Annotated in this window: 24 protein-coding genes; 6 read left to right on the top strand and 18 right to left on the bottom strand. The window is 29.9% G+C overall.

What is annotated here, in order from left to right:
* Nucleotides 1–197 precede the first annotated feature (197 nt).
* Nucleotides 198–323 carry a hypothetical protein gene (locus BN1865_RS18995; RefSeq protein ID WP_255351771.1) on the bottom strand — a complete coding sequence of 42 codons (126 nt, stop codon included), beginning with the start codon at nt 321–323 and terminating at the stop codon, nt 198–200.
* A gap of 233 nt (nt 324–556) precedes the next feature.
* Between BN1865_RS18995 and BN1865_RS15115 the strand changes: the two genes are divergently transcribed.
* Nucleotides 557–883, top strand: a complete 327-nt coding sequence (locus BN1865_RS15115) for a hypothetical protein (protein WP_050638093.1) — start codon at nt 557–559, stop codon at nt 881–883.
* A 243-nt stretch (nt 884–1,126) separates the two neighbouring features.
* Here BN1865_RS15115 and BN1865_RS15110 read toward each other — a convergent pair whose 3' ends face one another.
* The 9 genes from BN1865_RS15110 to BN1865_RS15070 all read right to left on the bottom strand — a co-directional run bounded on the left by BN1865_RS15110 (nt 1,127) and on the right by BN1865_RS15070 (nt 9,289).
* Nucleotides 1,127–1,636: a Gx transporter family protein gene (locus BN1865_RS15110; RefSeq protein WP_050638092.1), complete on the bottom strand. Its 510-nt coding sequence runs from the start codon at nt 1,634–1,636 to the stop codon at nt 1,127–1,129.
* An 11-nt stretch (nt 1,637–1,647) separates the two neighbouring features.
* Complete coding sequence (locus BN1865_RS15105) at nt 1,648–2,409, bottom strand: HD domain-containing protein (protein ID WP_050638091.1); 762 nt, start codon at nt 2,407–2,409, stop codon at nt 1,648–1,650.
* Entirely contained in the window at nt 2,402–3,154 is a 753-nt protein-coding gene (aroD, locus tag BN1865_RS15100; protein ID WP_050638090.1) for a type I 3-dehydroquinate dehydratase, read from the bottom strand. Before aroD ends, BN1865_RS15105 begins: the two co-directional genes overlap by 8 nt.
* Entirely contained in the window at nt 3,135–3,842 is a 708-nt protein-coding gene (locus BN1865_RS15095) for an alpha/beta fold hydrolase (RefSeq protein ID WP_050638089.1), read from the bottom strand. The genes aroD and BN1865_RS15095 overlap by 20 nt, the downstream gene beginning before the upstream one ends.
* 53 nt (nt 3,843–3,895) lie before the next feature.
* Nucleotides 3,896–5,230, bottom strand: coding sequence for an APC family permease (locus BN1865_RS15090; RefSeq protein ID WP_050638608.1), 1,335 nt, complete (start codon nt 5,228–5,230; stop codon nt 3,896–3,898).
* An 89-nt stretch (nt 5,231–5,319) separates the two neighbouring features.
* Complete coding sequence (gene rpoE, locus BN1865_RS15085) at nt 5,320–5,652, bottom strand: DNA-directed RNA polymerase subunit delta (RefSeq protein ID WP_050638088.1); 333 nt, start codon at nt 5,650–5,652, stop codon at nt 5,320–5,322.
* Nucleotides 5,653–5,661: 9 nt separating this feature from the next.
* Nucleotides 5,662–7,323 carry an arginine--tRNA ligase gene (gene argS / locus BN1865_RS15080; RefSeq protein ID WP_050638087.1) on the bottom strand — a complete coding sequence of 554 codons (1,662 nt, stop codon included), beginning with the start codon at nt 7,321–7,323 and terminating at the stop codon, nt 5,662–5,664.
* 71 nt (nt 7,324–7,394) lie between these two features.
* Nucleotides 7,395–8,897 (bottom strand): cardiolipin synthase, encoded by a 1,503-nt coding sequence (gene cls / locus BN1865_RS15075; RefSeq protein WP_050638086.1) that lies wholly within the window; start codon nt 8,895–8,897, stop codon nt 7,395–7,397.
* Entirely contained in the window at nt 8,894–9,289 is a 396-nt protein-coding gene (locus BN1865_RS15070; protein ID WP_050638085.1) for a DUF1934 family protein, read from the bottom strand. Before BN1865_RS15070 ends, cls begins: the two co-directional genes overlap by 4 nt.
* Before the next feature lie 61 nt (nt 9,290–9,350).
* Between BN1865_RS15070 and BN1865_RS15065 the strand changes: the two genes are divergently transcribed.
* Nucleotides 9,351–11,219 carry a transglycosylase domain-containing protein gene (locus BN1865_RS15065; RefSeq protein ID WP_050638607.1) on the top strand — a complete coding sequence of 623 codons (1,869 nt, stop codon included), beginning with the start codon at nt 9,351–9,353 and terminating at the stop codon, nt 11,217–11,219.
* A 208-nt stretch (nt 11,220–11,427) separates the two neighbouring features.
* Here BN1865_RS15065 and BN1865_RS15060 read toward each other — a convergent pair whose 3' ends face one another.
* The 3 genes from BN1865_RS15060 to BN1865_RS15050 form a co-directional block, all read right to left on the bottom strand.
* Complete coding sequence (locus BN1865_RS15060; RefSeq protein ID WP_050638084.1) at nt 11,428–12,102, bottom strand: hypothetical protein; 675 nt, start codon at nt 12,100–12,102, stop codon at nt 11,428–11,430.
* A gap of 155 nt (nt 12,103–12,257) precedes the next feature.
* The gene (locus BN1865_RS15055) at nt 12,258–12,608 is read right to left on the bottom strand and encodes a hypothetical protein (RefSeq protein WP_050638083.1); all 351 of its coding nucleotides are present in this window, start codon (nt 12,606–12,608) and stop codon (nt 12,258–12,260) included.
* Between the two features lie 63 nt (nt 12,609–12,671).
* Entirely contained in the window at nt 12,672–13,283 is a 612-nt protein-coding gene (locus tag BN1865_RS15050; protein ID WP_050638082.1) for a DedA family protein, read from the bottom strand.
* Between the two features lie 272 nt (nt 13,284–13,555).
* Between BN1865_RS15050 and BN1865_RS15045 the strand changes: the two genes are divergently transcribed.
* Nucleotides 13,556–16,129, top strand: coding sequence for a cation-translocating P-type ATPase (locus tag BN1865_RS15045; protein WP_050638081.1), 2,574 nt, complete (start codon nt 13,556–13,558; stop codon nt 16,127–16,129).
* A 52-nt stretch (nt 16,130–16,181) separates the two neighbouring features.
* On the opposite strand, the gene BN1865_RS15040 is transcribed toward BN1865_RS15045, so the two are convergent.
* The 4 genes from BN1865_RS15040 to BN1865_RS15025 form a co-directional block, all read right to left on the bottom strand.
* On the bottom strand, nt 16,182–17,276 hold the full coding sequence (locus BN1865_RS15040; protein ID WP_050638080.1) for a putative glycoside hydrolase: 1,095 nt from the start codon (nt 17,274–17,276) through the stop codon (nt 16,182–16,184).
* Between the two features lie 253 nt (nt 17,277–17,529).
* On the bottom strand, nt 17,530–17,733 hold the full coding sequence (locus BN1865_RS18810; RefSeq protein ID WP_050638079.1) for a DUF2461 domain-containing protein: 204 nt from the start codon (nt 17,731–17,733) through the stop codon (nt 17,530–17,532).
* A 551-nt stretch (nt 17,734–18,284) separates the two neighbouring features.
* Entirely contained in the window at nt 18,285–18,695 is a 411-nt protein-coding gene (locus BN1865_RS15030; RefSeq protein WP_050638078.1) for a GNAT family N-acetyltransferase, read from the bottom strand.
* A complete protein-coding gene (locus tag BN1865_RS15025; protein ID WP_050638077.1) occupies nt 18,685–19,941 on the bottom strand; it encodes an HD domain-containing protein in 1,257 nt (418 codons plus the stop codon). The genes BN1865_RS15030 and BN1865_RS15025 overlap by 11 nt, the downstream gene beginning before the upstream one ends.
* Before the next feature lie 149 nt (nt 19,942–20,090).
* Here BN1865_RS15025 and BN1865_RS15020 point away from each other — a divergent pair, with 149 nt between their 5' ends.
* Nucleotides 20,091–20,609, top strand: coding sequence for a ferritin (locus BN1865_RS15020; RefSeq protein ID WP_050638076.1), 519 nt, complete (start codon nt 20,091–20,093; stop codon nt 20,607–20,609).
* Nucleotides 20,610–20,671: 62 nt separating this feature from the next.
* The gene (locus BN1865_RS15015; protein ID WP_050638075.1) at nt 20,672–21,484 is read left to right on the top strand and encodes a purine-nucleoside phosphorylase; all 813 of its coding nucleotides are present in this window, start codon (nt 20,672–20,674) and stop codon (nt 21,482–21,484) included.
* 64 nt (nt 21,485–21,548) lie between these two features.
* Here BN1865_RS15015 and BN1865_RS15010 read toward each other — a convergent pair whose 3' ends face one another.
* Nucleotides 21,549–24,263 (bottom strand): PAS domain-containing hybrid sensor histidine kinase/response regulator, encoded by a 2,715-nt coding sequence (locus BN1865_RS15010; protein ID WP_050638074.1) that lies wholly within the window; start codon nt 24,261–24,263, stop codon nt 21,549–21,551.
* Between the two features lie 177 nt (nt 24,264–24,440).
* Between BN1865_RS15010 and BN1865_RS15005 the strand changes: the two genes are divergently transcribed.
* Nucleotides 24,441–25,853: a GntR family transcriptional regulator gene (locus tag BN1865_RS15005; protein WP_050638073.1), complete on the top strand. Its 1,413-nt coding sequence runs from the start codon at nt 24,441–24,443 to the stop codon at nt 25,851–25,853.
* Nucleotides 25,854–25,867: the final 14 nt, after the last annotated feature.

Here is a 25,867-nt window from a genome sequence, read left to right as displayed (position 1 = left end):
ATATAAAGAAGTTGTATCCTCATTGTATCATAGAACCTCAAAACAAAAAAGAAAGGTTCCCCTTTCTTTATTTAAAGACGCTTGTTGCTTCGATTGCTTTTTCCAACCCTCATAGTAAAGTTGTCTTTTGTCATCAGACAAAGTGAGTTGATAGGTTTTGATAATCGAATGCATTATTGAATCTTCTCTTTATCCTGTTAAAATCCTACTGCTAATCCACCTAAGTTAACAGTTGTTTCTTTAACATTAGGACAAACAATAGGTATATTTAACATATCGTTTTGAAACTGTATTAAAAATTCATTAGCAATATCTCTCCCCATCTATTGCTAAATGATTTAAACAACTTCTTTAACATCTAGATTAAATAATATAGTATCTATCCATTATTATTCTAAAAAACATAAAATAAAAAACTTTCAAACTTAACAGAATTTACATTTCAATTTAAATATTTATGACTACCCAAACATTGTTTGGAATTTACTAATACTTATATTCATGATAAAATATTATCAAAAGATGATACCATAGCATTACTAAAAAGGAGGAAATCATGAAAAGTCCTAAGATGAATAGATTAGCAATATGTATTTTAGGTACGCTCGCAATGTTTGAAAGTTTTAGTTATTACCATTTTTCTTTTATGGGAATTCCTGCATTATTATCACTTTGTATTTTGTTTGTAGCATTAACTTATTTTATTGATAGTTGGTTTTATTATGGATGGGGAATTTTTACTGGAATCGTTATTTTTAGTTCTGTAATTGTTGCCATGTTCAATCGTTCACAAAATTGGATTGCTTATTTGTTTGATAGTTTTATATCACTATTTCTACTATGTTATTTTGGATATAAATTTTATAAGAAAACAAAAAAATAATGAAAAGTTATTTAATAAATGCTATATAATCTATACTGACTTTTCACATGTTTTGATCTATTTATATGATTAATCTTCTATACTTTAAAACTGTTATAATATGATATTTACATCTATATAATGTGTGTAATAGACTCTTTGTCTTTTTCATTAAACTGCCTCTCTTGATTTTATACTTATCTATTAGGCTAAATATAAAATCAAGAGAGGCTTTTTTACAATTCTAAAATGACTTATAGTCTCTTATTGAAACTGTTCCTTCTTTAAGCGTTTTAAAATTTCAATAGCTACAAACCCTACAAATATTCCTGTAGGAATAGAAGAAGCTAGCATAACAAAGATATAAGGTGCAACAGCCATTGATGATATAATCAATGAAATCACAATAATTTGTCCAATATTATGAAAAACAGCTGCAATAATTGAACAAGAAACAATCGGAAGGGTTGTCCATCTTTTAATTAGTGCTAAAACAATACTACTTAATAGAACTCCTCCACAACTCATATAGAATGGATTCCATAAAAACGTTCCACTCAATAAAGAGCCAATCATGACTCTAAAAAAATTCACAATAAACATTTCTTTAGCTCCATACATTTCAATCACAACCATTGAAATAATATTAGCTAACCCTAATTTTACACCTGGTGGTAAAGGTAATGGAATTGAACCTTCAATCATATGTAAAACAATTGCAATGGCACTTAATAATGCCAAATATACCATTTTTTTTGTCTTTTTATGTCCCATAATAATCCTCTCTAATGAATATAATCTATTGCTTTTTGTCTTAATATCTCATATTGCTGATGGGTTTTTTCATCTTGAGGATTTAATCTATCAAAAGAACGATTGACCCAATCATGCTCTCTTATATATTTTAAGCTAACTGAAAAATGCAAATCAAAAATAAAAGCAATATATGATAACCACATATCTAAATGTGTTTGTCTCGTTGGACCATAGATTAATTTTTGATGATAAAACTGATCATATATTGCTGGTGAGATGGTTTCCTGATTTACTTGTGTTAATGAAACATATAATGTTGTTTCAATATCTTCTTCATCTTTAACTCTAAAATTATCTAATTTATCAGCATCTCTAATGAGATGGATAAATAATAAAGTTCGCTCATCAAAACCTTGATCAATTTGATACTTATTGTGTTGTTCAATAGCGACTTTAATGATTTGATCATATTGACTATCATCAATAAATTCTCTAATCAATCCATCATCAAACAATAAATGACTTGAAAACAAAGCATGATCAACTGTTTTATAATCAGCAAAACTTTCATATTTCATCCATTGTTCAAAACGACCAATATCATGTAATAATGCAATAAGTGATGCTAAATCCTTATCTTCTTGATTTAATCCTAATTGTTCACATAGATAATCACTACATTTCATCACTTCATATGTATGAATGATTTTCATTCGAATAGATGGGATATTGGCATCATATTGTGAAACATATCTCTGAAACGCCTGTCGTGCTTTTTGAAAATCAATCATGATGAATCGCCTCCAAAAGCATCTGCATATCAGAAACATTGATTTGTCCTGGTGCTGAAGCTTTTTGAACACTCGCAAAAGTCATTGCTGAACCTGTTAATTCTCCAGTTATTCTTGAAATCACACCTAATTGTCCCATTGACATTGTCACAAGAGGAATTGTCAGTTTATGTGACGTTTCCATTGTTATATTTAATAATGAAATCACATCTTTCTTATTGCAGGGCATCACAGCCATTTTCGCAATATCAGCACCTAAGACTTCCATCTTTTCTAATCGATTCATCATTTCATCGCTTGTTGGTGTTTTTTCAAAATCATGATTAGACATAATGACTTTAACCCCATTTTGATGAGCTATTTCAACAAGTTGATAAACCAATACAGATCCACTCATTAATTCAATATCAACGAGATCAATACATTGACTAACACATGCTGTTTGTATTAATTTTAAATAGTTTTCATCTGTTAATTGAATTTGACCACCTTCTCTTAAAGAGCGATAAGTGAATAAAAGAGGTTTATTGGTTTTTTTATTTATTTTATATAATAAATCATTAACTTTTTGATCATCATGAATATCTTTATAAAAATCTATTCTTAATTCAATAAGATCATATTGAAATGATTTAAAAGATTCTATTTGTTGAAGAATTTCCTCTTCATTAACTCCAACAACCGGCAAACAAACTTTAGGTTTTCCCTCACCAATACAAATATCTTTAATCTGACATACTTTCATTTGATTCCTCCTGATGACACGCTTTTAAAAATAATTCTATTTCTTTCATTGTCTGTTGAAAATAATCTCTTAACAAAAAATGATTTCCTTGTTTGATAATCTTAACAGCACTATAAGGTAAAGTCTCGCCAATTTTTTGTGTATCTTCTTGTTTAATCATATCATATTCCCCAGCCATCACCAATACAGGGATATGAATCTTATGCAGGTCACTGTATTCAATTTGTGGTTGATGTAACATCAATTGATATAATTTACGCATTGTTCTTGCTTTAGGATTATAAATACAAAAAGGCAATAAACAAAAATAAGTCAAATACATACCTAAACGACAAATTGGTTTTAACATTTGAGGTTTTGTATTGGCTCCAATGCTCACAATATATTTGACTCTTAAATCATTCATACCTAACATTAAAGAGACAATGGCACCATCACTAAAACCTATAACACCATATGCATTTATATGCAAATCACTAATAATCTTTTGGACATCTTTTGCCATTTGTTCATAAGAAAGTTCTCCTTGATGAACAGAGCGCCCATGATAACGAGAATCAATCAAAAGACATTGATACTTCTTTGACAGTATTTTTACAGCGTCATCAAAAATATGATGATCTTCACTATTGCCATGTAAACAAATGATTGGAAATCCTTCCCCAATACTTTCATAATAAATATCCATCTTTTGACACCTCCTTGCTTTATTATACACTTTTCATGAATTGAAATAAATCATTACTTTTGATGTCTCTTCATATACACCTGAGATAATCCATAAATCCCTCCACAAAAGAAAACATAATATATAATATATTTATTCTGTAATCCACCAGATAAAATAATAAACGAACCAAGGGTTGCAAAAGCAGGACAAATTACACCCTTAAAAATGCTTTTTATTTCTCCCTTTAGATATAATTTAAAAACCTGATAATATAAAACAATATATAAAACATAAGCAATAGAAATAGCAATTTCTGAAACATCACTATTAGTTAATAATGAAAATTTTGTACAAATGTAGTGTACAACTAACCAAAAAAGACATATCAAAAATGCAACTAAAGCAGAATAAATAGGAATATCTAATTGGGAATGAACCTTTTTTAAAATATCTGAAAAAGGAATCATCCCTTTTCTTAAAGCTAAAGAATATGGCATACGCATATATCCTGTAACCAAGCCATTCACTGTTCCCATAACTGAAATAATCACAAAGACAATAATCAACTTAGCAAACGTATTTCCTAAAAGATGACTTGCCCCGTAGCCTACATGTGCATCACCTAACAAAATAACCTGTTCAACACCAACATAACTTGATATTCCAACAAAATAAAGAATATAGATACTTAAAATCAACAATGGGGCAATCGTTAGTGCTTTTGGCATTGTCGAAGAAGAATCTTTCACTTCGTGGGCAATCGATGTCGCAACAATCCAGCCATCATAAGAATAAGCAATTGGTCCTAAAGCCATTAACCAGCCAGAACTCATGATAGCAACAGGTGAAACATCATTAAGTCCAGCCACTGGATCACCAAATAAAATCCCTAAAATACCTAACATTAATAATGGCAACATTTTTACAAATGTTGATATATCTTGAAAAATAGCTCCAAAACGAGGCAAGAAAATATTATAGAAAAAACAAATAGTCAAAAAAATCAATCCAATAAATAATTGTTCTTCTAAAGTCGCCTGCATATGAAATAAAATATCAACATATATTCCTATCACCCAAGAAACAACCACCGTAATGGTAGGATAATAAATCAATGTTAAAAACCAACCAAAACCACAAGCTGTTTGATCATTCACAAATTCTTGGGCATATGTGACAAGTCCCCCAGCTTTTTGTGTTCTTGCGGCTAATTCACCAATCGTTAAACTCCCAAAAATAATGGCTATAGCTGCCAAAATAAACAACAAAACACCCAAGAGAATACTCCCTTGAGTAGCCATTAAAATATTATCACTCTTAAAAAAGATACCCGAGCCAATACATGTTCCAACAATCATCGTTATAGCTGTTAGTAAACTATACTTTTCATGCTTATTTTTCTTCATCAAATCTTCCTTTACATCATAGTGAACCAATTCTAACATGTCTGACTTATCAGTACAACATAAATGCAAAAAAAGAGATGTCTCCATCTCTAATTGTAATCATCTTCTACTAATCCGTCATCTTCCTCTTCTTCAGGAGCTTCTTCCTCTTCATCAGCATAAATATCATTCATATCAATATGAACTTCATCAAACTTATGACGACTTCTTAAATCCCAGCGATTTTCACCAACTGTAATTAAACGACCATCTAAAGTAATATTTGTATAAAATAATGATTCGTTATCATCTTTTTCCTCATTTGTAAATCCTTTGATTTCTGAAACTTCCTGCCATAATTTATAGAAATCAACAGGTTTTTTCTTTTTCTTCATTAAATCAAATGCAATATCTACCATTGAACTTTGTTTATAATCAATCATAATTTCCTCCTACATTTTTTCAGGTGCACTCACACCAATTAAATTTAATGCATTTTTTAAAGTTATTTGACTGGCTTTGACTAAAGCTAATCTTTGTGAAGATAATTCTTTATTGTTTTCATCTATAACATAACAATCATTATAGAACGAATGGAATAATTGAGCAAGTCTTTGAATATAATTAGCAATTTTATGAGGTGCTCTTTGTTTTGCACATTCAATAATTTCATTTCTGAACTCATTAATATGCTTAACCAATTCAATTTCTTTATTATGCACCAATAATTCAAAATGATCCACCATAGAAATACCTGCATTGGCTGCCTGTTTTTCAATTGAACACATTCTGGCATGCGCATATTGTGCATAATAGACAGGATTATCGTTAGACTTAGATTTTGCTAATCCTAAATCAAAATCAAATGGTGAACTTGCTGCTTTTGAAACAAAGAAATAACGTGATGCATCTACTCCAATATCATCAATTAAATCTTTAATCGTAACAGCATTTCCCGTACGCTTACTCATCTTGACAACTTCGCCATTTTCCACCATTCTGACCATTTGCATAATATCAATATTTAATTGATCTGCATTATATCCTAAAGCTTGAATAGCAGCTTTCATACGATTAATATATCCATGATGATCAGCACCAAGTAAATCAACCAAATATTCATATCCACGATCTAACTTATTTAAATGATATGCAATATCAGGTGTTAAATATGTATAACTTCCATCAGATTTAATGAGAACACGATCTTTATCATCACCAAATTCAGTTGATTTAAACCATAAAGCTCCTTCAGCCTCATAAGTATAACCTTGATCTTTTAATCTTTGAATTGTTGGTTCAATCTTATTTTCATCATATAAAGATGTTTCACTAAACCAAACATCATGAACAACTCTAAATTCTTTTAAAATATCTTTAATTTTTTGAAGTTCATGTTCTGTTCCAATTTTTCTAAAATAAGCAATGGCTTCTTTTTCTGATACATTAGCAAATCGATCACCAAATTCCTGCTTAATATTTTGCGCAATTTCAATAATATCTTTTCCATAATAACCATCTTCAGGAAGTTCTTTATCTTGTCCTAACGCCTGTAAATATCTCGCATACAATGATAATGCTAAATTCGTAATTTGATTTCCAGCATCATTAATATAATATTCTTTTGTGACATCATAACCAGCTGCACTCATAATACGACATATACTATCACCAACAGCAGCCCCTTTTGCATGTCCTAAGTGTAGATCACCAGTTGGATTTGCTGAAACAAATTCAATGTTATATTTGATTCCCTGACCAAAATCACTTTCACCATAATGATCCTGTTCTTCTAAAACCTCTTTTAAAATAGATGTCATTGCATCTTTTTTCAAAAACAAATTAATAAATCCTGGTCCCGCAATCTCTACATGATCAATATTTCCCGCTTCTTTATCAATAGCTTCAATAATTTGTGTTGCAATTTCTCTTGGATTTCTTTTCAGAATTTTTGTTAATTGCATTGCAATATTACTTGAATAATCACCATGAGCTTTATCTTTTGGGATTTCAATGACTATTTGTTCAAGATTATAATCTTCTACATATTTTAAATCTATAATTGCCTTTTGTAAGACCTTCTTTAAAGAAAGTTCTATTTTATTAACAGCCATAGTATCCTCCTTTTATCATTTATCATACTTTTAATACAATATCATATTTAGCGATATAGTCAACATTTTTCTTACATCAAAGGTGCAAATAATCGCAAAATAGCTTCATATAATCCTCTAAATCTACGACTATGTTTTTGATCTATTTTTTGACTTAATGCTAGTGTTTCCTTAAAATCCTGAGATATCGCTAAAATCGTTTCTTTTTGGGTTAAAAGAACATTACATTCAAAATGTAAATACAGACTTCGATAATCAAAATTGATTGTCCCTACTGTAGCAATACGTTGATCACAAAGTACCATTTTAGCGTGCAAGAAACCTGGCTGATATTCATAAAATTCAATCCCTTCTTGAATCAGCGAATAGTAATAGGAGCGTGTCACACGATAGACATTCTTTTTATCAGGAACACCAGGTGTAATAATTTTCACAACAACCCCTTTTTTTCGAGCTAAGATTAAAGCTTTCATCATTGTTTCATCAATAATAAAATAAGGTGTCATAATTAAGATTTCATGTTGGGCACGATGAATCATATTTAAATAGATATTTTCACCTGTTCTCTCTTCATCTAATGGTGAATCTCCATAGGCAATCACAAATCCATCTGGTACTTCATTCATTCTTTCAAATTGAGGATAAAACTTTGTATAATCATCATCTGTTGGGCAATAGGCATTCCATATTGATAAAAACATTGTTGTTAAATTCCAAACGCCATCACCCATTAAACGAATGCCTGTATCCTTCCAATGTCCAAAACGCATTTTCGCATTTAAATATTCATCTGCCAAATTAAAACCACCACTATAACCAATATATCCATCAATAATACAAATTTTACGATGATCACGGTGATTCATTGCAATTGATACAAGTGGAACAAATGGATTAAAGACAACACATTTAATTCCTAATTCAGCAAGTTTTTTTTCAAAATGATAAGGAACAGTTGTTAAACTACCAACATCATCATAAATAAATCTGACTTCAACACCTTCATCTACTTTTTGTTTTAAAAGCTTTAGTATTGTTTCAAACATTAATCCTCTAGCTACAATAAAATATTCCATAAAAATATAATGCTTTGCATTTCTAATATCTCTTAATAAATCTGCATAACAATAATCACCCAATGAATAATAACGGGAAGTCGTATAAGGATATAGCCCATAGCCTATATCTTTTAAATATGTTACACCATCATCCTGATTATCATTTTGCATATCAACTTGAGGCATCAACGTAACCTTTTCAATATCATCTAATACAGGCTGTAATTTTCTACGAATACGATGTGATGGCTGCTTATTTCCAATCATTAAATATAAAAGTCCTCCAAAAACAGGAAAAACCAAAATGAGGATAATCCATGAAATCTTATAAGAAGAATTTTCATCTTTATTGACTAACCATAAAACCACCAGCATACTTAATATTTTCAGAGCAGGATTTAACCAATGAAAGTTAGATAAGACAGATCTTGTTATTAAAATAATCCAGACAATTTGTAAAAAAATAAGTAATCCAAATATAAAAATACGACTTAAAAAGATTTTGAGTAGTTTCATATTTCCTCCTGAAAACTATCAGATATAAGAGTCATCATCAAATAAACAGTTGAAATCAAACCACCTTGATCATGTAACTCATATTTCATTTTAATGCGTTCATCATTTGCTTCAAATTTTAATAAATTGGTTTTGAGCGGAACACTTCCATAAGGAAGCTGATAATCATTCCATGTTGATTTATCAAAATGAAACTGTAGTTGTGAATGCCCATGACTAAGAAGAACTTCTTCTTGACTATATGTCATACAGATGGTTCCCTCTTTTGTTTCAAAACTTACTTGTGTCTGTTTATCTTTATATAATATTCCTTTTGCTTTGTATTCAATTGTTTCTGTTTCTTCATTTTGTTTAAAAATTGCTTTATAATGAATTTTTTTTGTTTGATACATTTTCATCACCTTTGAATATTATAGCATACTTTCGGTAAAAATGAGAGATGAGGTGATGGACTTGAAAACTTTTATTAAATGGTTAAGAAGAATAATTATTAGTGGGTTTGTTTTTATGATTGTTATTTATGGAGTGAGTTTTATAATTGAAGCTCCTGATCTTGGTCAGGGACATTATATTAAAATGTATGATCAGCAACAAAAACTTTATTATCAATCAAATCAACAAAGTAATGATGTCTCTTTAAAAGATGTATCAAAGGATTTTATAAAAAGTATTGTCGCAATTGAAGATCATCGTTTTTATAAACATCGTGGATTTGATCCCATTGGTATTTTAAGAGCGATTAAAGCAAATATTGTAGATGGTGGAAAGTCTGAAGGAGCAAGTACAATTACGCAGCAATATGCCCGCTTAATGTTTTTAACAAATGAAAAAACATGGTCTCGAAAGATTAATGAAGCTTTTTTAACAACTCGTTTAGAAGCACATTATGATAAAGATACGATTTTACAAGGATATATTAATACAGTTTATTTTGGTCATGGTATTTATGGTATTAAGAATGCCTCACGCTATTATTTTAATAAAGAGCCAAAAGATTTAGATTTAAATGAATCAACAATGTTAGCAGGTGTTGTCAATGGACCAGAATATTATTCTCCTTTTAAAGATATGAAAGGTGCGAAAGCAAGACAAAAACTAGTCTTAGACCAACTTGTTAAAGAAAAATATATTACCCAGCAAAAAGCAAATCAAGTCAATCAAACACCATTTGTCTTAAATCAAAATCGTTCATCAACACTTATATGTGCTTATCCTTATTATAAAGATACTGTCATTCAAGAATTAAAAGAATTAGGATTCTATCAAGAAAATTATATCAATCAGGGATTAAATATCCAGACAACACTTGATTCCTCTATCCAAGATCACTTAAACCAAACAGTTACAAAACAAATGAAAGAAAGAGAAGAACTAGAAGTTTCTAGTATGATCTTAGATAGTCATCAATCATCAGTTTTAGCAATCGTTGGAGGAAAAGATTATGCATTGTCTCAATTCAACCGTGCAACGAGTGCAACACGTCAAATTGGCTCAACAATGAAGCCACTTCTTTATTATACAGCTTTAGAAAATGGATTTACCCCAACAACCAAATTTAAAAGTGAACCAACCCAATTCAAAATGGATAACGGTAAAGAATATTCACCTACAAATTTTAATCAAAAATATGCATATAAAGATATAACACTCGCTCAAGCGATTGCTGTGAGTGATAATATATATGCAGTCAAAACACATATGTTTTTAGGTGAACAAACATTAGTTAATGCACTTTCTCAATTTGGATTTCAACATGTCTCTCCCCATCCATCATTGGCATTAGGTACACTTAATACCAATATATATCAATTGTCCTCTATTTATGTAACATTTGCAAATACAGGAATATATAACGATGTTCACACAATCACAAAAATCACAAATGATGATGGTGATGTTTTATATGAATATAAGGCAAAAGATCAACAATTATTAAATAAAGAATCTTCACTCATATTAAGCCAATTATTAACTGCTCCTTTTCATTCACAGTTTAGTACTTACGCTTCAGCCACTATGACAGGTTATCAAACCAAAGCAACATTTGCAGTGAAAACAGGATCAACATCATATGATTCTCTGTGTGCTGGATACAATCCTAATTACACAATATTAAGCTGGACTGGCTATGATGATAATCGTGAAATGAACATGTCATCAGATACAAAAATCCCAAAAGTCATTTTTCAGACAATGGCTAATTTTTTACAGGAAGAAGATGTCTGGTATCAGCCAACTGATAAACTTCAACAAATACCAATTAATCCAATTACTGGTGATTTCCAAGAAAATGGACTCGTTTATTGGTTTAAAAGCAATTAAAAAATCATAAAACAAATTTATTTTGTTTCTATGATTTTTTTACTTAATAATATATTCACATGCAAACAAATCCTTTTGTTGTCATACGCTTCCTTGTTGCCTTATACCATCAGTTCACTCATCTATATCAATGCATTTTATAAACATATAAAATAGTTAGTCTTTCACATAAATATATTCATAAAGTTTTTAAATACCAAGAAAACAACTAAAGATCATTTTGAGAAGAACTTTCCTCAAGTTCTTTCTTCCATGCTTTTTCATAAGCTAATGAAACCTGATATCGTTGATAGTCTTCATCATATTTAAGAATATCTTCACATCCCTGATTTTTAAAATAAATAACTTTTGCTTTCTCCATGTTTTTTACATAATCATCTTCTAGTCTTTGTGCCTCTCTTAATATCCCTAGACACCCTGCATTTATAATATGAATAAAAGATAAAGTATCCACTTGTCTATGTATAAGTAACTGTATAAATGACATCGGAAACACTAACAATAACATAACCATTACAACATAATAATAATCATCAACAGGAGACGTTCTCATTTCTCTACCTAATACTATTCCCCCAAAATCCCAAAAAATATATCTTCCTGGTTTTAACCAATGTTTCCCTTTGAAAATACTCTCTGGTCGTTCTACGTATTGTGCATACATGATAACTGTCGATATTCCCCAAACAATATAGAATGCCATAAACAACATATACATTCTTATGAATACATCCAATGAAAACTCACAATTCCTTAAAACAAAATAAACAAAACAAATACAAAGATTATATCCTAAAACAATAATCTGAAGACGCTTAAAATTTTGTAAAAAAGGAGTAACAGAATATTTAAAGAAATCCCTTGTTTTTTTCAAATATCCCATTTTAATCTCTCATCCTTATTTTTTATAAATTTTAATTGAAATACATCCTTATATAACTTCATATACAATAGATAATGTGGTTATCTCTTTCTTTATTATCATAACATAAATTTGATATTCAAACAAAAAAAGCATCACTAGGATGCTCTTTCAATTTATAAACTTTCTTCTACTTTTATTTCTTCTAAGATATCATTGACATCTTTTTCATTGTCTTCAATGACTTCTTCTACAGTTTCCTGAACTGTCATATCCTTTAACAATTGAATACCATATCCAATTCCAAAAATGATAACACTCATTCCTAAAAATACAAATGTATTATTGACATAATATAAAATAATATCTGCCCAATTGGCTGCGAAAGTAACCTGTTCCGCCATGAATAGTCCCATAATATAGATTGTGACATTATAAACTGTTAATGCAAAACCAATCATCATTATTGCTGCAATAATATAAAAAAGAATGCTCATTTTTGATAATTTCTTACTTTTCAATTTCATGATATTTCCTCCTTAAACATGATGAATTGTATTCTACAATGTAATTATGTGATAAATATGTGTTTAGCGCTTATCTTTACGTGAAATTTTCTTAAAAAGCCAATAAATGATAATAAAACCAATCAGTATCTTCCAAATGAAATCATATTGACTCATAATTGTCGAAATATAATCCCATTGATTTCCTAAATATGTTCCTAATAAAACCAAAATACTATCCCATAACAATGTTCCTAATAATGTATATAATGAATAAGAAACAAGTGACATTTGAGCCATTCCTGCAGGAATAGAAATAAAACTTCTAATCATAGGAACAAGCCTACCAAAAAAGACAGCTTTTTTACCATGTTTAAAAAACCAATCTTGTGTCTTTTGAACATCTTCTTTATGAAAATGTAGTCTTTTGGCAAGTGAACCCTCTAACAATTTTTCCAATCTTTGAGGTGTTAATAATCGACCTAGATAATAAAGAACCAACCCACCTATAAAAGAACCACATGAGCCAACCACAATCACACCAAAAACAGTTAAATATGTCATAGATGTCATGAACCCGGCAAAAGTTAAAATAACTTCTGAGGGAATTGGTGGAAAAATATTTTCTACAATCATCAGAACAAAAAGACTTATATAACCATAATTTTCAATTAACATCATAATCCATTCCTGCATTTTTTATTCCTCCTTCATAAAATGACATTCTTTTTTATAAAAATATGCTTTAATACTATATAGGCAAAACAAAATAAAATATTCGCTATTTACATATTTAATCGAGTATGTTAATATAATTGCAATGAGGGAGTAGTCTCACAACATGTGTGATGTCATCAACAAACGCGGATAGTTAACTATTCTGGTGCATCTTAAAGACAAGACTCGTTAAAGAATGAAATCTTTAGCGAGCTTGTCTTTTTTGTTTGCTAGAGAGAAGGAGGAGAAAAATGTATTATCAAAAACAAATCGAAGAAACATTACAGGCGTGTCAAACATCAAAAAATGGTTTAACACAAGAAGAAGTGAAAAAGCGTCATCAGGAATATGGTTATAATGTTCTTGATGAAAAAAAGAAAGAAAGTCCTTTGATTATCTTTTTCAAACAATTTCAGGATTTACTAGTGATTATTCTTATCATTGCAGCCATTATTTCTAGTATAAGCGGTCAATTTGAAAGTGCTTTGGTTATTGTTGTTGTTATTATTGTGAATGCTATTTTAGGAACAGTACAAACATTAAAAGCTGAGAAGTCATTGGAAAGTTTAAAAAAACTTTCTATTCCTCAAGTTAAAGTGATACGCGAGGGAAAATTACAGGAAATTGATTCAACAGAATTAACAATTGGTGATATTGTTCAGATTGAAGCTGGTGATATTGTCAGTGGTGATGGACGAATCTTTGAGTCATCTTCTCTACAAATTAATGAAAGTGCCTTAACAGGTGAAGTCGATAGCGTCAATAAGATAACTGATGCTATTCATGAAGAAGTGGTTGTTGGTGATCAGAAAAACATGGCTTTTTCTGGTAGTTTAGTAACGAATGGAACAGGACGCTACATTGTCACAAGTATTGGTATGCATACAGAAATCGGTAAAATTGCTTCTATGCTTAATGAAGCCCAAGAAAGAAAAACACCACTTCAAAAAAGTCTTGATGAATTCAGTGGAAAGTTATCTATTGCCATCATGTTTATCTGTGCCATTGTTTTGGCTTTAAATATCTTTTTAGCAAAACAATCTTTACTAGATGCGATGATGATTGCTGTGGCTTTGGCTGTTGCTGCTATACCTGAAGCTTTAAGTTCAATTGTCACAATTGTTTTATCTATGAGTACTCAAAAAATGGTAAAAGAAAATGCCATTATTAAAAATTTAAATTCTGTAGAAAGTTTAGGTTGTGTCTCTGTTATTTGTAGTGATAAAACGGGAACATTAACGCAAAATAAAATGACACCACAAACAATCTACTTTTATAATCAACTCTTAAAAATAGATGATCTTGATAGTCAAAATCATGATCATAATGTTTTATTGAAAGCTTGTCTATTATGTAACAATGCTGTTATTAATGGTGAACAAAGAATTGGTGATCCTACTGAATTAGCACTTATTGATTTGGTTAATGCTCATACTCAAAATGATTCACAATTCCACAATACAGCCATTCGTAAAAGTGAATTACCTTTTGATTCTGATCGTAAATTAATGAGTATTTCATCATTGAATCATATTTATACCAAAGGTGCTCCTGATGTCATCTTACAAAGATGTCAAACCATTCTTATTAATGGTCGTAAAGAAATCTTATCACCAAGACATAAAGATATAATTTTACAAAGAAATCAGGAATATGCCAATGAAGGATTACGTGTTTTAGGTTTTGCATATAAAGATTTTCAGGGTTCACAAGTTCGCTTAGAAGATGAAAATAATCTAACTTTTATTGGTCTTGTCTCATTAATGGATCCGCCTAGAGAAGAAAGTGAATCAGCTGTTGCAAAATGTAAAATGGCTGGTATTAAACCAATTATGATTACTGGTGACCATGTTGTCACAGCAAGAAGTATTGCTAAAAAAATTGGTATTTATGAAGATGGGGATTTATCTATTGATGGTCAACAATTAAATGCAATGAGTGATCAAGAATTAGATCAAAAATTAACTTCTATTAGTGTATATGCCAGAGTTGCTCCTGAACACAAAATCCGTATTGTTAAAGCTTGGCAAAAACGTGGTGATATTGTTGCAATGACTGGTGACGGTGTGAATGATGCTCCAGCCTTAAAACAAAGTGATATTGGTGTGGCTATGGGTATTACTGGAACAGAAGTATCGAAAGATGCTGCCAGTATGATTTTAACAGATGATAATTTCTCAACAATTGTGAAAGCTGTTATCACTGGTCGTAATGTATATCGAAACATTAAGAATTCTATTAATTATTTATTATCTGGTAACTTTGCAGGAATTTTATGTGTATTTATTGCTTCATTACTTTTATTACCAACACCTTTCTTTCCTGTTCACTTACTTTTTATGAATCTCATTACAGATTCTTTGCCAGCTATTGCGATTGGAATGGAAGCCAGTCGAAATGATGTTTTAAAAGAAAAACCAAGAAATGCTAATGATTCTATTTTAAATAAACCAACATTCTTACAAATTGGTTTTGAAGGAATTGTCATTGCATTATGTACAATGTGTTCTTATTTAATGGGACTTAAAGGAGATCCTTTAACAGCTTCTACAATGGCATTTGCAACGATTTGTTTAGCACGTTTATTACATGGTTTCAATTGTCGTAGTGACCAACCACTAACAAAGATTGGAGTCTTCTCAAATCGTTCAAGCGTTGGTGCATTTATTATTGGTTTTACATTGTTACATTTGATTTTATTTATACCTGCTTTGCATAGTTTATTTATGATTCATTCAATCTCAGTGATTCAATTACTATGTATTTATGGTTTTGCACTCATTCCTACACTCATCATTCAAGCAAGAAAAATGCTTGTCAAATAATGATAATAAAAGGCACATCATAACCTTATCTGGTTTATTGATGTGCTTTCTTTTATAATATATTTAAAAATGTTTCATCCATTTGCATAAGATCCCAACATAATGAAATAATTGGATAATCTTTAAAAAGTTCTAGATTTTGTTTCAGTTTGGATTGATCAGTTGAACAGATTCCTTCAATTGGATTCATCTCAATACCAGGAAATACATGAGCTGGTAAATCAGATAAAAATGCTAATTGTTTTTTTATACTTTCATCACTAGCAGGGTCATGATCCCAATATTCAGCAAAACATGAAGTATCAGTAAAGTTTTTAATATAAGCATTATATTCATATCGCATACCTGCTGGTGCCTCTGTATATCGATACATCATTGGTTTGATAAAATCAACAACTTCACTTATCTTTCTTGTATCTTGACCAACATGATAAGCTAAGAATGGTGCATAGATATCTGCTCCAACAATCAAATGATGTGATGAAAAATAATTTGCAAGAGCAGTTATATAATCCGTAATGATATGAGCACGTTTCTTATAAAAGTTATCAACATTGAAATGACTGAAATGATAGATTCCGTATTCATCATATTCACCCTCTAACAATGAATGATCATGATTATGAATCAATAACTTTAATTCATCTAAATCAATACCAGTAAGTTTCTCTTGGCATGCCTTACAAAAACATCCAAACCCTTCTTCATATCCATTCGCAAAAGAAGGAAAACGAATTTTATCAATAAAAACACCATCAAAAGGAATATCAGAAAAATACTCTTCGTATATATCAATAACATGCTTAATATTTTGTTGAGTCCCTGGACAAGAAAAAGAAAAACTCTCATGCTCAATCACATTCACCCTTTCTCCTTGTTTTCCATTGACTGTTGTTATCATAGTTGTATCTCGCACTTGTTCTGTTTCAGATAAAACAGGTAGCCACAATAAAACACGAATACCTTTCTCATGAAAATAAGAAACCAATTGTTTATTCAAGTTTTTATCAGTATTCCACCCTAATATAATATCACTGATTTTTATTTTCTTGACAATGCGTTCAGCTTTTTCTTTTATTTCATCAAATGTGTGCATTTGATGAACAAAACTGCCTGTATGAAGTTGTAGTGTGTAAGTGTGTCCCATATTTATAATGTCCTCCTCTACTTTCTATAGATAGTATACAACAAAACAAATATAAGTGCTATTTTTTCATAATAGTGACAAAAAATATTATTTCATTAAAATAATAGTCATGCTGTTCTATCTTTTTGGCATTTGAAAATCAATAAAAGTTTTATTTAAAAAAACACTGAATGATTTCATTTAGTAAAATTTTTTTGATGTTAACTTCACAAAAGATTGATAATTATATAATTGTTCATCAGTAAAGTAAAAATCATGAACAAAGATTTGGATGATTAATTATTTTTTCAAGTTCTTCACTAGTTTCTAAAATATAATCCTTTATCATACTTGTTGCCACTTTAAACATACCAGCAGACAATCCACCACCTAGCATAGCCCCATCATGAGGTTGAATAGAAGTATAATAACCAATGGATATTGGTAATTTTCCTTTTACAAATATATGTGCTCTCATAACTGGTTTATATGATGATTCATTAGTTAAAAAAACGTATATCTCTCATCATTTTAAAAGTGATATCTTGAGGATAATTATGTAAAATACATTCATCATATTTTTCTATTCCAAAAATAAAATCCTGCAAAAAATTTTCAAATTTTCAAATAACTTCTAGTCATTCTTATTTATGAGTTGCTTTCGCTTTTTCTTTTTCAATGATACAGACTAATGGTGCCATGTCTTTTGTGACTTCAGTATTTCTTTAGCCTCACTGATTGCACTTAAAGGAAAGTAGTCATTGATATGATAGATATTTGGAGTTAATTCCATTGTTATTATAGAGTTCTCTGTAGGATTTATGAAACATGGACTGATAGAGTGATATATCATTTTGAATAATGAGTTAAGTATCATAAGATAATTCATAATAGTAGACTCTAGTAGATGAAATCGTTATCTTTGGTATAACCCTCCTCCTTTCATAAAAGAAAAGAGGACAAAACAAAGATACATATAACATGTATCTTCATTTTATCCTCGCAGACTTCTGAACTCATATTATCCTGTTAAAGTACTTTTTTCATTTGAACATGAGGACAGTACTCATCAAGATATTCTTTGCCAAAGTCTTTATATCCATTTTTATGATAAAATTCTTTTGCTCTGACTTGAGCAGATAAACAAACATGATTATACCCTAATTCTCTTGCCTTTTTTTCTAATGCATCCAAAATATGGCTTCCAATGTGCAATGCTCTGTATTCTTTTAAAACTGCTATTCTTCCTAAAATCATATCTTGTCCATCAGAATACATTCTTGCACACCCAATCGCTTTATTATTTTGATAAACGACCAAATGAAAACTTCTTTCATCAATATCATCAAACTCATTTTCAAAACCTTGTTCTTCAACAAAAACTTTTTGTCTAATCATTTTAGCATCTTCATGCAACTGATTATAAAACTTAAATATCATCTTTAATCTCCTTTGGGAAAAATACTTTTTTATCAGATTTAAACTTCTTTGAATTTAAGATTGCAGAAACAATTTCTGATTTGCTTGGTAAAGGTGAAAGATGTCCATCTAAATCAAGTATTTCTATTTCACTTAATTCACCACTCTCTCCATAATGAAGATAAGGAATCTGTTTTTGATTATCACTGATAATATAATAATCTGGATGATATCCACGTTGTTCACAGATACCTCTGATTCTTTCTAATTCTATCTGACTAGAAAGTTGTTTATATTTAAACAAACGTCGATTTAAAAATCGTGATGATAAATCACTTAAAATAAAATCATCTTCATTCATAAATTCTTTAAAATAATACAAGATAACCGCTTCATCTAAATTCGTAAAATCTGCTACTGTCATATGGTGTTCTAAAAAAGGAATGAGATATTTTAAGTCCGTTTTAAATTCAAAACCATAATAATATAAATCTTTGACTCTTTTAAAAATACTTTGTAATAAATGTTCATAACTTCTCGCAGTAGGATGATAATAAACCTGCCAATACATATGATAACGAGCCAAAATATAGTTTTCAATAGCCTGAACACCAGATTCTTTATAAACAATCTTATGATGACAAATACGCATTGTTCGTAAAATACGAGACATATCAAATTGTCCATATGTTGTTCCTGTCATATAAGAATCTCTTAACAAATAATCCATACGATCAGCATCTAATTGGCTTGAAACCATTTGAATAAGAATTTGATTAGGATGAGTATGCTGTATTATACTTGCTACATCATGAGGTAACTTTGAATCTACTGAAAGTAATATATCATGAACTTCACTATCTTCTAAAATCATTCTCACTGTAATGTCTTCATGACTTTCTTCAAAAACACCTTCAAAAGAATGTGAAAAAGGTCCATGTCCTATATCATGTAACAGTCCTGCACACATAACACATAACTTATCATAATCACTTAAAGCATCATCCAGGCATTCTGTTTCTAACATTCTTCTGACAACCTGATAAACACCTAATGAATGGACAAAGCGAGAATGTTCAGCACTTTGAAAAACCTGATATGTTCCTCCTAACTGCTTGACACGACGTAATCTTTGCATTTCTTTAGAGTTAATAAGTTTCCAAATGACAAGGTGATCAACATGAATATAATCATGAATTGCATCTCTTAAAACTCTTTTTTCATTCATTTCAATACTTGATAAAGTAAACGTATCTTTAAAGTTCATAAACTCACCTCTTTTATTATATTTTACCAAAATTATCTTAAGAAAGTCTATCTTTTCTTATCTTTTGGTAAAATATGGGAGTTAAATAATTTGTGATAGGACCATAATAAGCGTATAATAAAGATATAAAATAAATGGAGGTAAAAGAAATGTTAGATTCAAAAGTTGCTGATTTGTTAAATGATCAAATCAATAAAGAAATGTATTCTGCTTATTTGTATTTAGATTTTGCAAACTTTTATACACATAAAGGTTTAAATGGTTATGCAAACTGGTATAATATTCAGGCCAAAGAAGAAATGGATCATGCGATTGGAATTCTTAATTACTTACAAGATAATGATTATGAAGTCACATTATCTGCTATTGATAAACCTGATAAAGTCTTAGATAAGTTGGATGATCCTTTAAAATATGGATTAGAACACGAAAGATATGTGACAAGCCTTATCCATAATATTTATGATGCTGCTCATCAAGTTAAAGATTATCGTACTATGAAATTTTTAGATTGGTATGTGAGTGAACAAGGTGAAGAAGAAAAGAATGCGACTGACTTATTAACACAGTTTGAGCTTTTTGGTCATGATCCAAAATCTTTATATTCATTAAATAATGAATTATTAGCAAGAGTTTATACTCAGGCATCTATTTTAGTAACAGAATAAGACCGAAAGGTCTTTTCTTTTGATAAAAGAGTTTGATATAATAAATAACAAGGAGGATGAATATGTACAACAAAATTAATGAAGCTTATAAATATATTTATGAACAATATAGTCAACCTATTGATATTGCAATTATCTTAGGTTCCGGTTTAGGACCACTTGCTAATGAAATTGAAAATCCTGTTATTATTGATTATAAGGACATTCCTTTTTTTCCACAATCAACAATTCCTGGACATGAAGGAAAATTATATATTGGAACAATTGCGGGAAAAACAGTTTGTGCTATGAAAGGACGTTTCCACTATTATGAAGGACATGATATGGATGTTGTTACTTTACCTGTGCGTGTTTTTGCAAAACTAGGAATACAATATTTATTTGTAACCAATGCATGTGGTGGTATTAGAGAAGATTTAAATCCTGGACAAATAACTTTAATATCTGATCATATTGGATTTATGGCACCAAGTGCACTTCGTGGTCCAAATCTAGATGAATTTGGTCCTCGTTTTAAAGATATGACAGAAGTTTATTCGAAAGATTTACAAGCCATTGCAAAAAAGGCTGCTGATAAAGTCAATGTCAATATCAAAGAAGGTGTATATTGTTTCTTTAAAGGTCCTATGTTTGAAACACCAGCTGAAATTAGAGCTTTAAAAGTTATGGGTGCTGACATGGTTGGTATGTCAACAGTGCCAGAAGCTATTGTAGCACGTCATTCTGGTATGACAACATTAGGCATCTCTTTAGTAACAAATAAAGCTGCTGGTCTTGGAAACAGTGAACTCGATCATAAAGAAGTCATGGAAGCTGCTGACCATGCTGAAGAAAATTTAGTCAAATTAGTTAAACAAATTATTACTGATATGTAAAAACTGTAACAACAAAGTTACAGTTTTTTATATATCATACATTATTTTTTTAGATATAACTCTCTTAACCAATATATTTTTGTAATATTTTTATAAGTTCATCAGCATCAATAGGTTTAGAAATATAATCATTCATCCCTACCGATTGAGCATCTTTGATATCAGATACAAATACATTTGCACTTAATGCAAGTATTGGTACTGACTGAGCATCACTTCTCTTTAAATGACGAATGATTGATGTAGCTTGGTATCCATCCATAACTGGCATTTGAATATCCATTAAAATGGCTGAATAATATCCTGGTTTGGAACTTTGAAACATTTCTACTGCTTCTTCACCATTCACTGCAGATTCAACCAATAATCCTCTCATTGATAATAGTTCCATTGCGATTTCACGATTTAATTCATTATCCTCAACAACTAAAATACGTTGACCACATATTTGTTTATCAACTTCTTTCACTTGTTCATGGCAATGATCTAAACAATGCGATGAACAAAAAAGTTCTAAAACATGTAACATTTTTGATTTGAATAATGGCTTTGTAATAAAAGCATCGGCACCTGCTTCAATAAAATCTTCTTCAATATCAGATAAATCATATGCTGATATCACAATAACTGGAATCTCTTTCCATAATTGATTTTTAATAATACGAATTGTCTCCAATCCATTCAAATCAGGCATTTTCCAATCTAATATAATAGCAAAATAATCATCTTTTTTATAATGAGCTTCTTTAATACGATCAATTGCATCGTATCCATTTAATACCCATTCACTCTTCATACCCAATTCATTCAATAATAATGCGGCATTTTCACATACAATCTGATCATCATCAACAACCAAAACAGATTGTCCCACTAATTCTTCATCTGTTTGTTCTTTTTCATCTACATATTCCAAAGGAAGTGAAACAATAAATTGGCTTCCTTCTCCAACTTGAGTATAAACCTCAATTGTTCCATTCATCATCTTTACAATATTATCAGTAATAGCAAGTCCTAGTCCCGTTCCCTGAATCTTACTAATCCGACTATCTTCTGCTCTTGCAAACGGTTTAAAAAGATTTGGTATAAAACTTTCATCTATTCCTATTCCATCATCACTAAATGAAAATTCAAAAAAACCTTTACCTTGAATTAACGAATCATATTCCTTAATTTGTAAAATAATATGTCCTCCTTCAGGAGTATATTTGACTGCATTGGAAATTAAATTCATAAATATTTGTTTTAAACGATCTCCATCAGTAATAATCTTTTCATGTTGAACACCTTCAATAAAAATCTTAAATTCCTGATTTTTACGACTTGTTAGTGATTTGCTCATATCATAAATTGTCTCTACAAGTTTTGAGAGATCAACCGTTTCTAAATTTAAATCTATTTTCCCACTTTCAATTTTAGAGATATCTAAAACCTCATTAACAAGACTTAAAAGATGACGACTAGAAACATTAATCTTATTTAAACAGTTATTAATCTTTTCTGGTGAATCAATATGTGCTTGTGCAATAGCTGTCATACCAATAATTGCATTCATTGGTGTTCTAATATCATGTGACATTGAAGATAAAAAGTTCGTTTTAGCAGAACTAGCCACTTGAACAGCCTGATAAGCATCTTTTAATGCTTGATTCTGTCTTTCCTGTTCCTGTCGTTCTTTTGTTATATCAATTCCAACACTATAAAAAGATGCAATCCCATCCCAACTTTCTTCACCACTAACATAACTAAAAGTCATTGTTAAAATTTTTATTTGTCCATCTCGTGTTACAATTCTCGATTCACAAATCGTTGGTTGGCCTGTCGTTCTTGATTCCTGCATCACTTCAATAGCATGATCTAAATCATCAGCATGAACATAAGAAGCACATTGCGATTGGATTTCATTTTCAAATTGTTCTTTAGTATATCCAATCATTGTTAAAAACTCTCCACCATACCATAATACAGTAGACAAATCACGTGCATCAACACGTGCCAATCCACCAGGTATTGTACTCAAGATTGCATTTCTTTCTAAATCTTTTTTAGCCAATTTATATTCAGTACTGTACATATCATAAGATAATTCAATTCGTGCACGATGCCCATGCCAATCCAACATTCTGTTTTTAATCATAAATGTACGTTCTAAAATAGGATTATAAAATTCCCATTCATAAGTTTCATTATCTTTTAAATACTTATTTGTACAGAAAGGACATGGTGATGTTCTTCCCTGAATAACCTCATAGCATTTTCTACCAACCAGATTCTCGAATCGATCCTGTAATGTATTACAAGAATTTTCATTAAGATACAATAATTCATAGTTGTCCATATCACTGACATAAACATTATTTGGATACTCTGATAACATCCATTCAAAATGATGTATCTGTTGACTCTTTTGACTCAATAAATTCTTATTTTCAATCACAAAATCGGAAATATCTAAATAAGTCAAATAAAGGATATCTCCTTCAATATTTCCAGTCACTCTAAGATGAACATTTTCATCTGACAATAGACAAATATCACAAGTTGCTTTTTGAGATACCTTAAGAAAAGTATTTTTTAATGTTTCAAACGCTTGCGGTGAAGATGCTAATAATGTTTTAAGATTATTATCAGATTCGCTTGCAAAAGGAAACAACTGATAAAAAAGTGAGTTTCCTCCAATCATTGTCAACATCTCATCTAATCGGTGCTGACTCATCGCAATACCAATATCTTCACCATTAAATTGAGAAATATTATTTTGTTGTAATACATTATTCATTCTTAAAGCCTCCATCATAAATTAAGTACCTTGTTCATATACAGATTTATTATAACATACATAAAAAAAAGAACAATCACTTTTCTTTTCTCCAAAATCTATTAAGCTTTTCTAGATGTTCATCCAATAACATGCTAAAATAAATATAAAAGCTACAACAAGTGAGGATGAAGAAGATTGAAAAAAGACAATGATTTACAAAATATGATTTATCAAATGTTATTAACGCAAATAGAACTAGGTGTCTATCATTATCATGATAAATTACCATTTATCAAAGAGATGAGCCAATATCTTCATGTATCTGTTGAAACTGTTCGAGCAGCATATAATAAATTAAAAAAAGAACAATATATTACTATCTCTAAAAATGTAGGTTCACATGTTATTGTGAATTACACGCAGGAAGAAGTTGATCATCATATTCAAGTCTTTTTTGCAGCCAGAAAAGATGCTCTTTTAGATTTAAGTCAATCTATGAAATATCTCTTTAATCACGCACAATTGATGAGTTTAAAAAAAGCCTCTCCTCAATTACTCGATGAATTAGAATTATTGATTAAAAATAGAAACATCAAAATATCTTATCGAGCCATTCAATTCTTTCTTGAACTTTATCAATTATTAGAAAGTGATGTAATGGTAAGACTGATTTGGCAAATCTTTTTATTCTTTCAAATACCTTTTTTAGATATCTTGAAAGATATTCCGCTTTTAGAAGAAAAAGGATTATTGCTTATTGAAACGATTCATTTGAGTCGTCAAAAGCAATGGGATAAGCTACAAAGTATTATTGATCAATCCTATGATTGGATGTATTTATCTATTAGTGAATTTTATGAACATAAAATTCAAATACAATTAGATCAAAGTCATTATTTTACATGGAATATTTATAAAAAGAATGAACAAAAATGTTATTCTGTAGGATTAGAATTAATTCAAGATATACAAAAAGGATATTATTTAGAAGGAACTTATTTACCATCGCTGGCTGAATTATCTAAAGAAAAAAAAGTTTCTCTTAGCACTATTCGTAGAACAATTACACTTCTGAATAAACTTGGAGCTGTTCAATCTATCAATGGTGTCGGAACGCTTATTCTCTCTCATAGTGAGTCTAGTGATCATTGTGATTTTACACAACATATCATTCATCATCGACTCTCTGATTTTGTTCAAAGTTTATATATTTGTACTTTAACATGTCAAAATATCATAAAAGTGACTTTCAAGCATTTACCTGATGAACAAATGAATCAATTTGTTTCATTATTAGTACAGCTAAAAAAGAATAATCATTGCGAGTTAAGTGCTTATGCTACAATTGAATATATTATGCACTATTCTCCTTATCAATCTATTCATACTATCTATTCACATTTATTTCAACAGTTTCTTTGGGGATATCCACTTCATAAAAGTGATAATGAACGTTTATTATCAATTAAGGATACGGATGAGTTACTTATATATTTAAATCAGCAAAATTTTTCACAATTTGCCAAAAAGGTAGAAAATATATTAACCGATGATTTAAGAGCCGCTTATTTAGATCTTAAACAGTTAGGAATTGTACTTCCTATATAAGTCAAAAGTCAGGA

This window comes from Candidatus Stoquefichus sp. SB1 (genome assembly GCF_001244545.1).
GTDB lineage: Bacteria > Bacillota_I > Bacilli_A > Erysipelotrichales > Coprobacillaceae > Stoquefichus.
The sequence above is the reverse complement of the archived record's forward strand: the minus strand, read 5'-3'. Positions and strand labels throughout refer to the sequence as shown.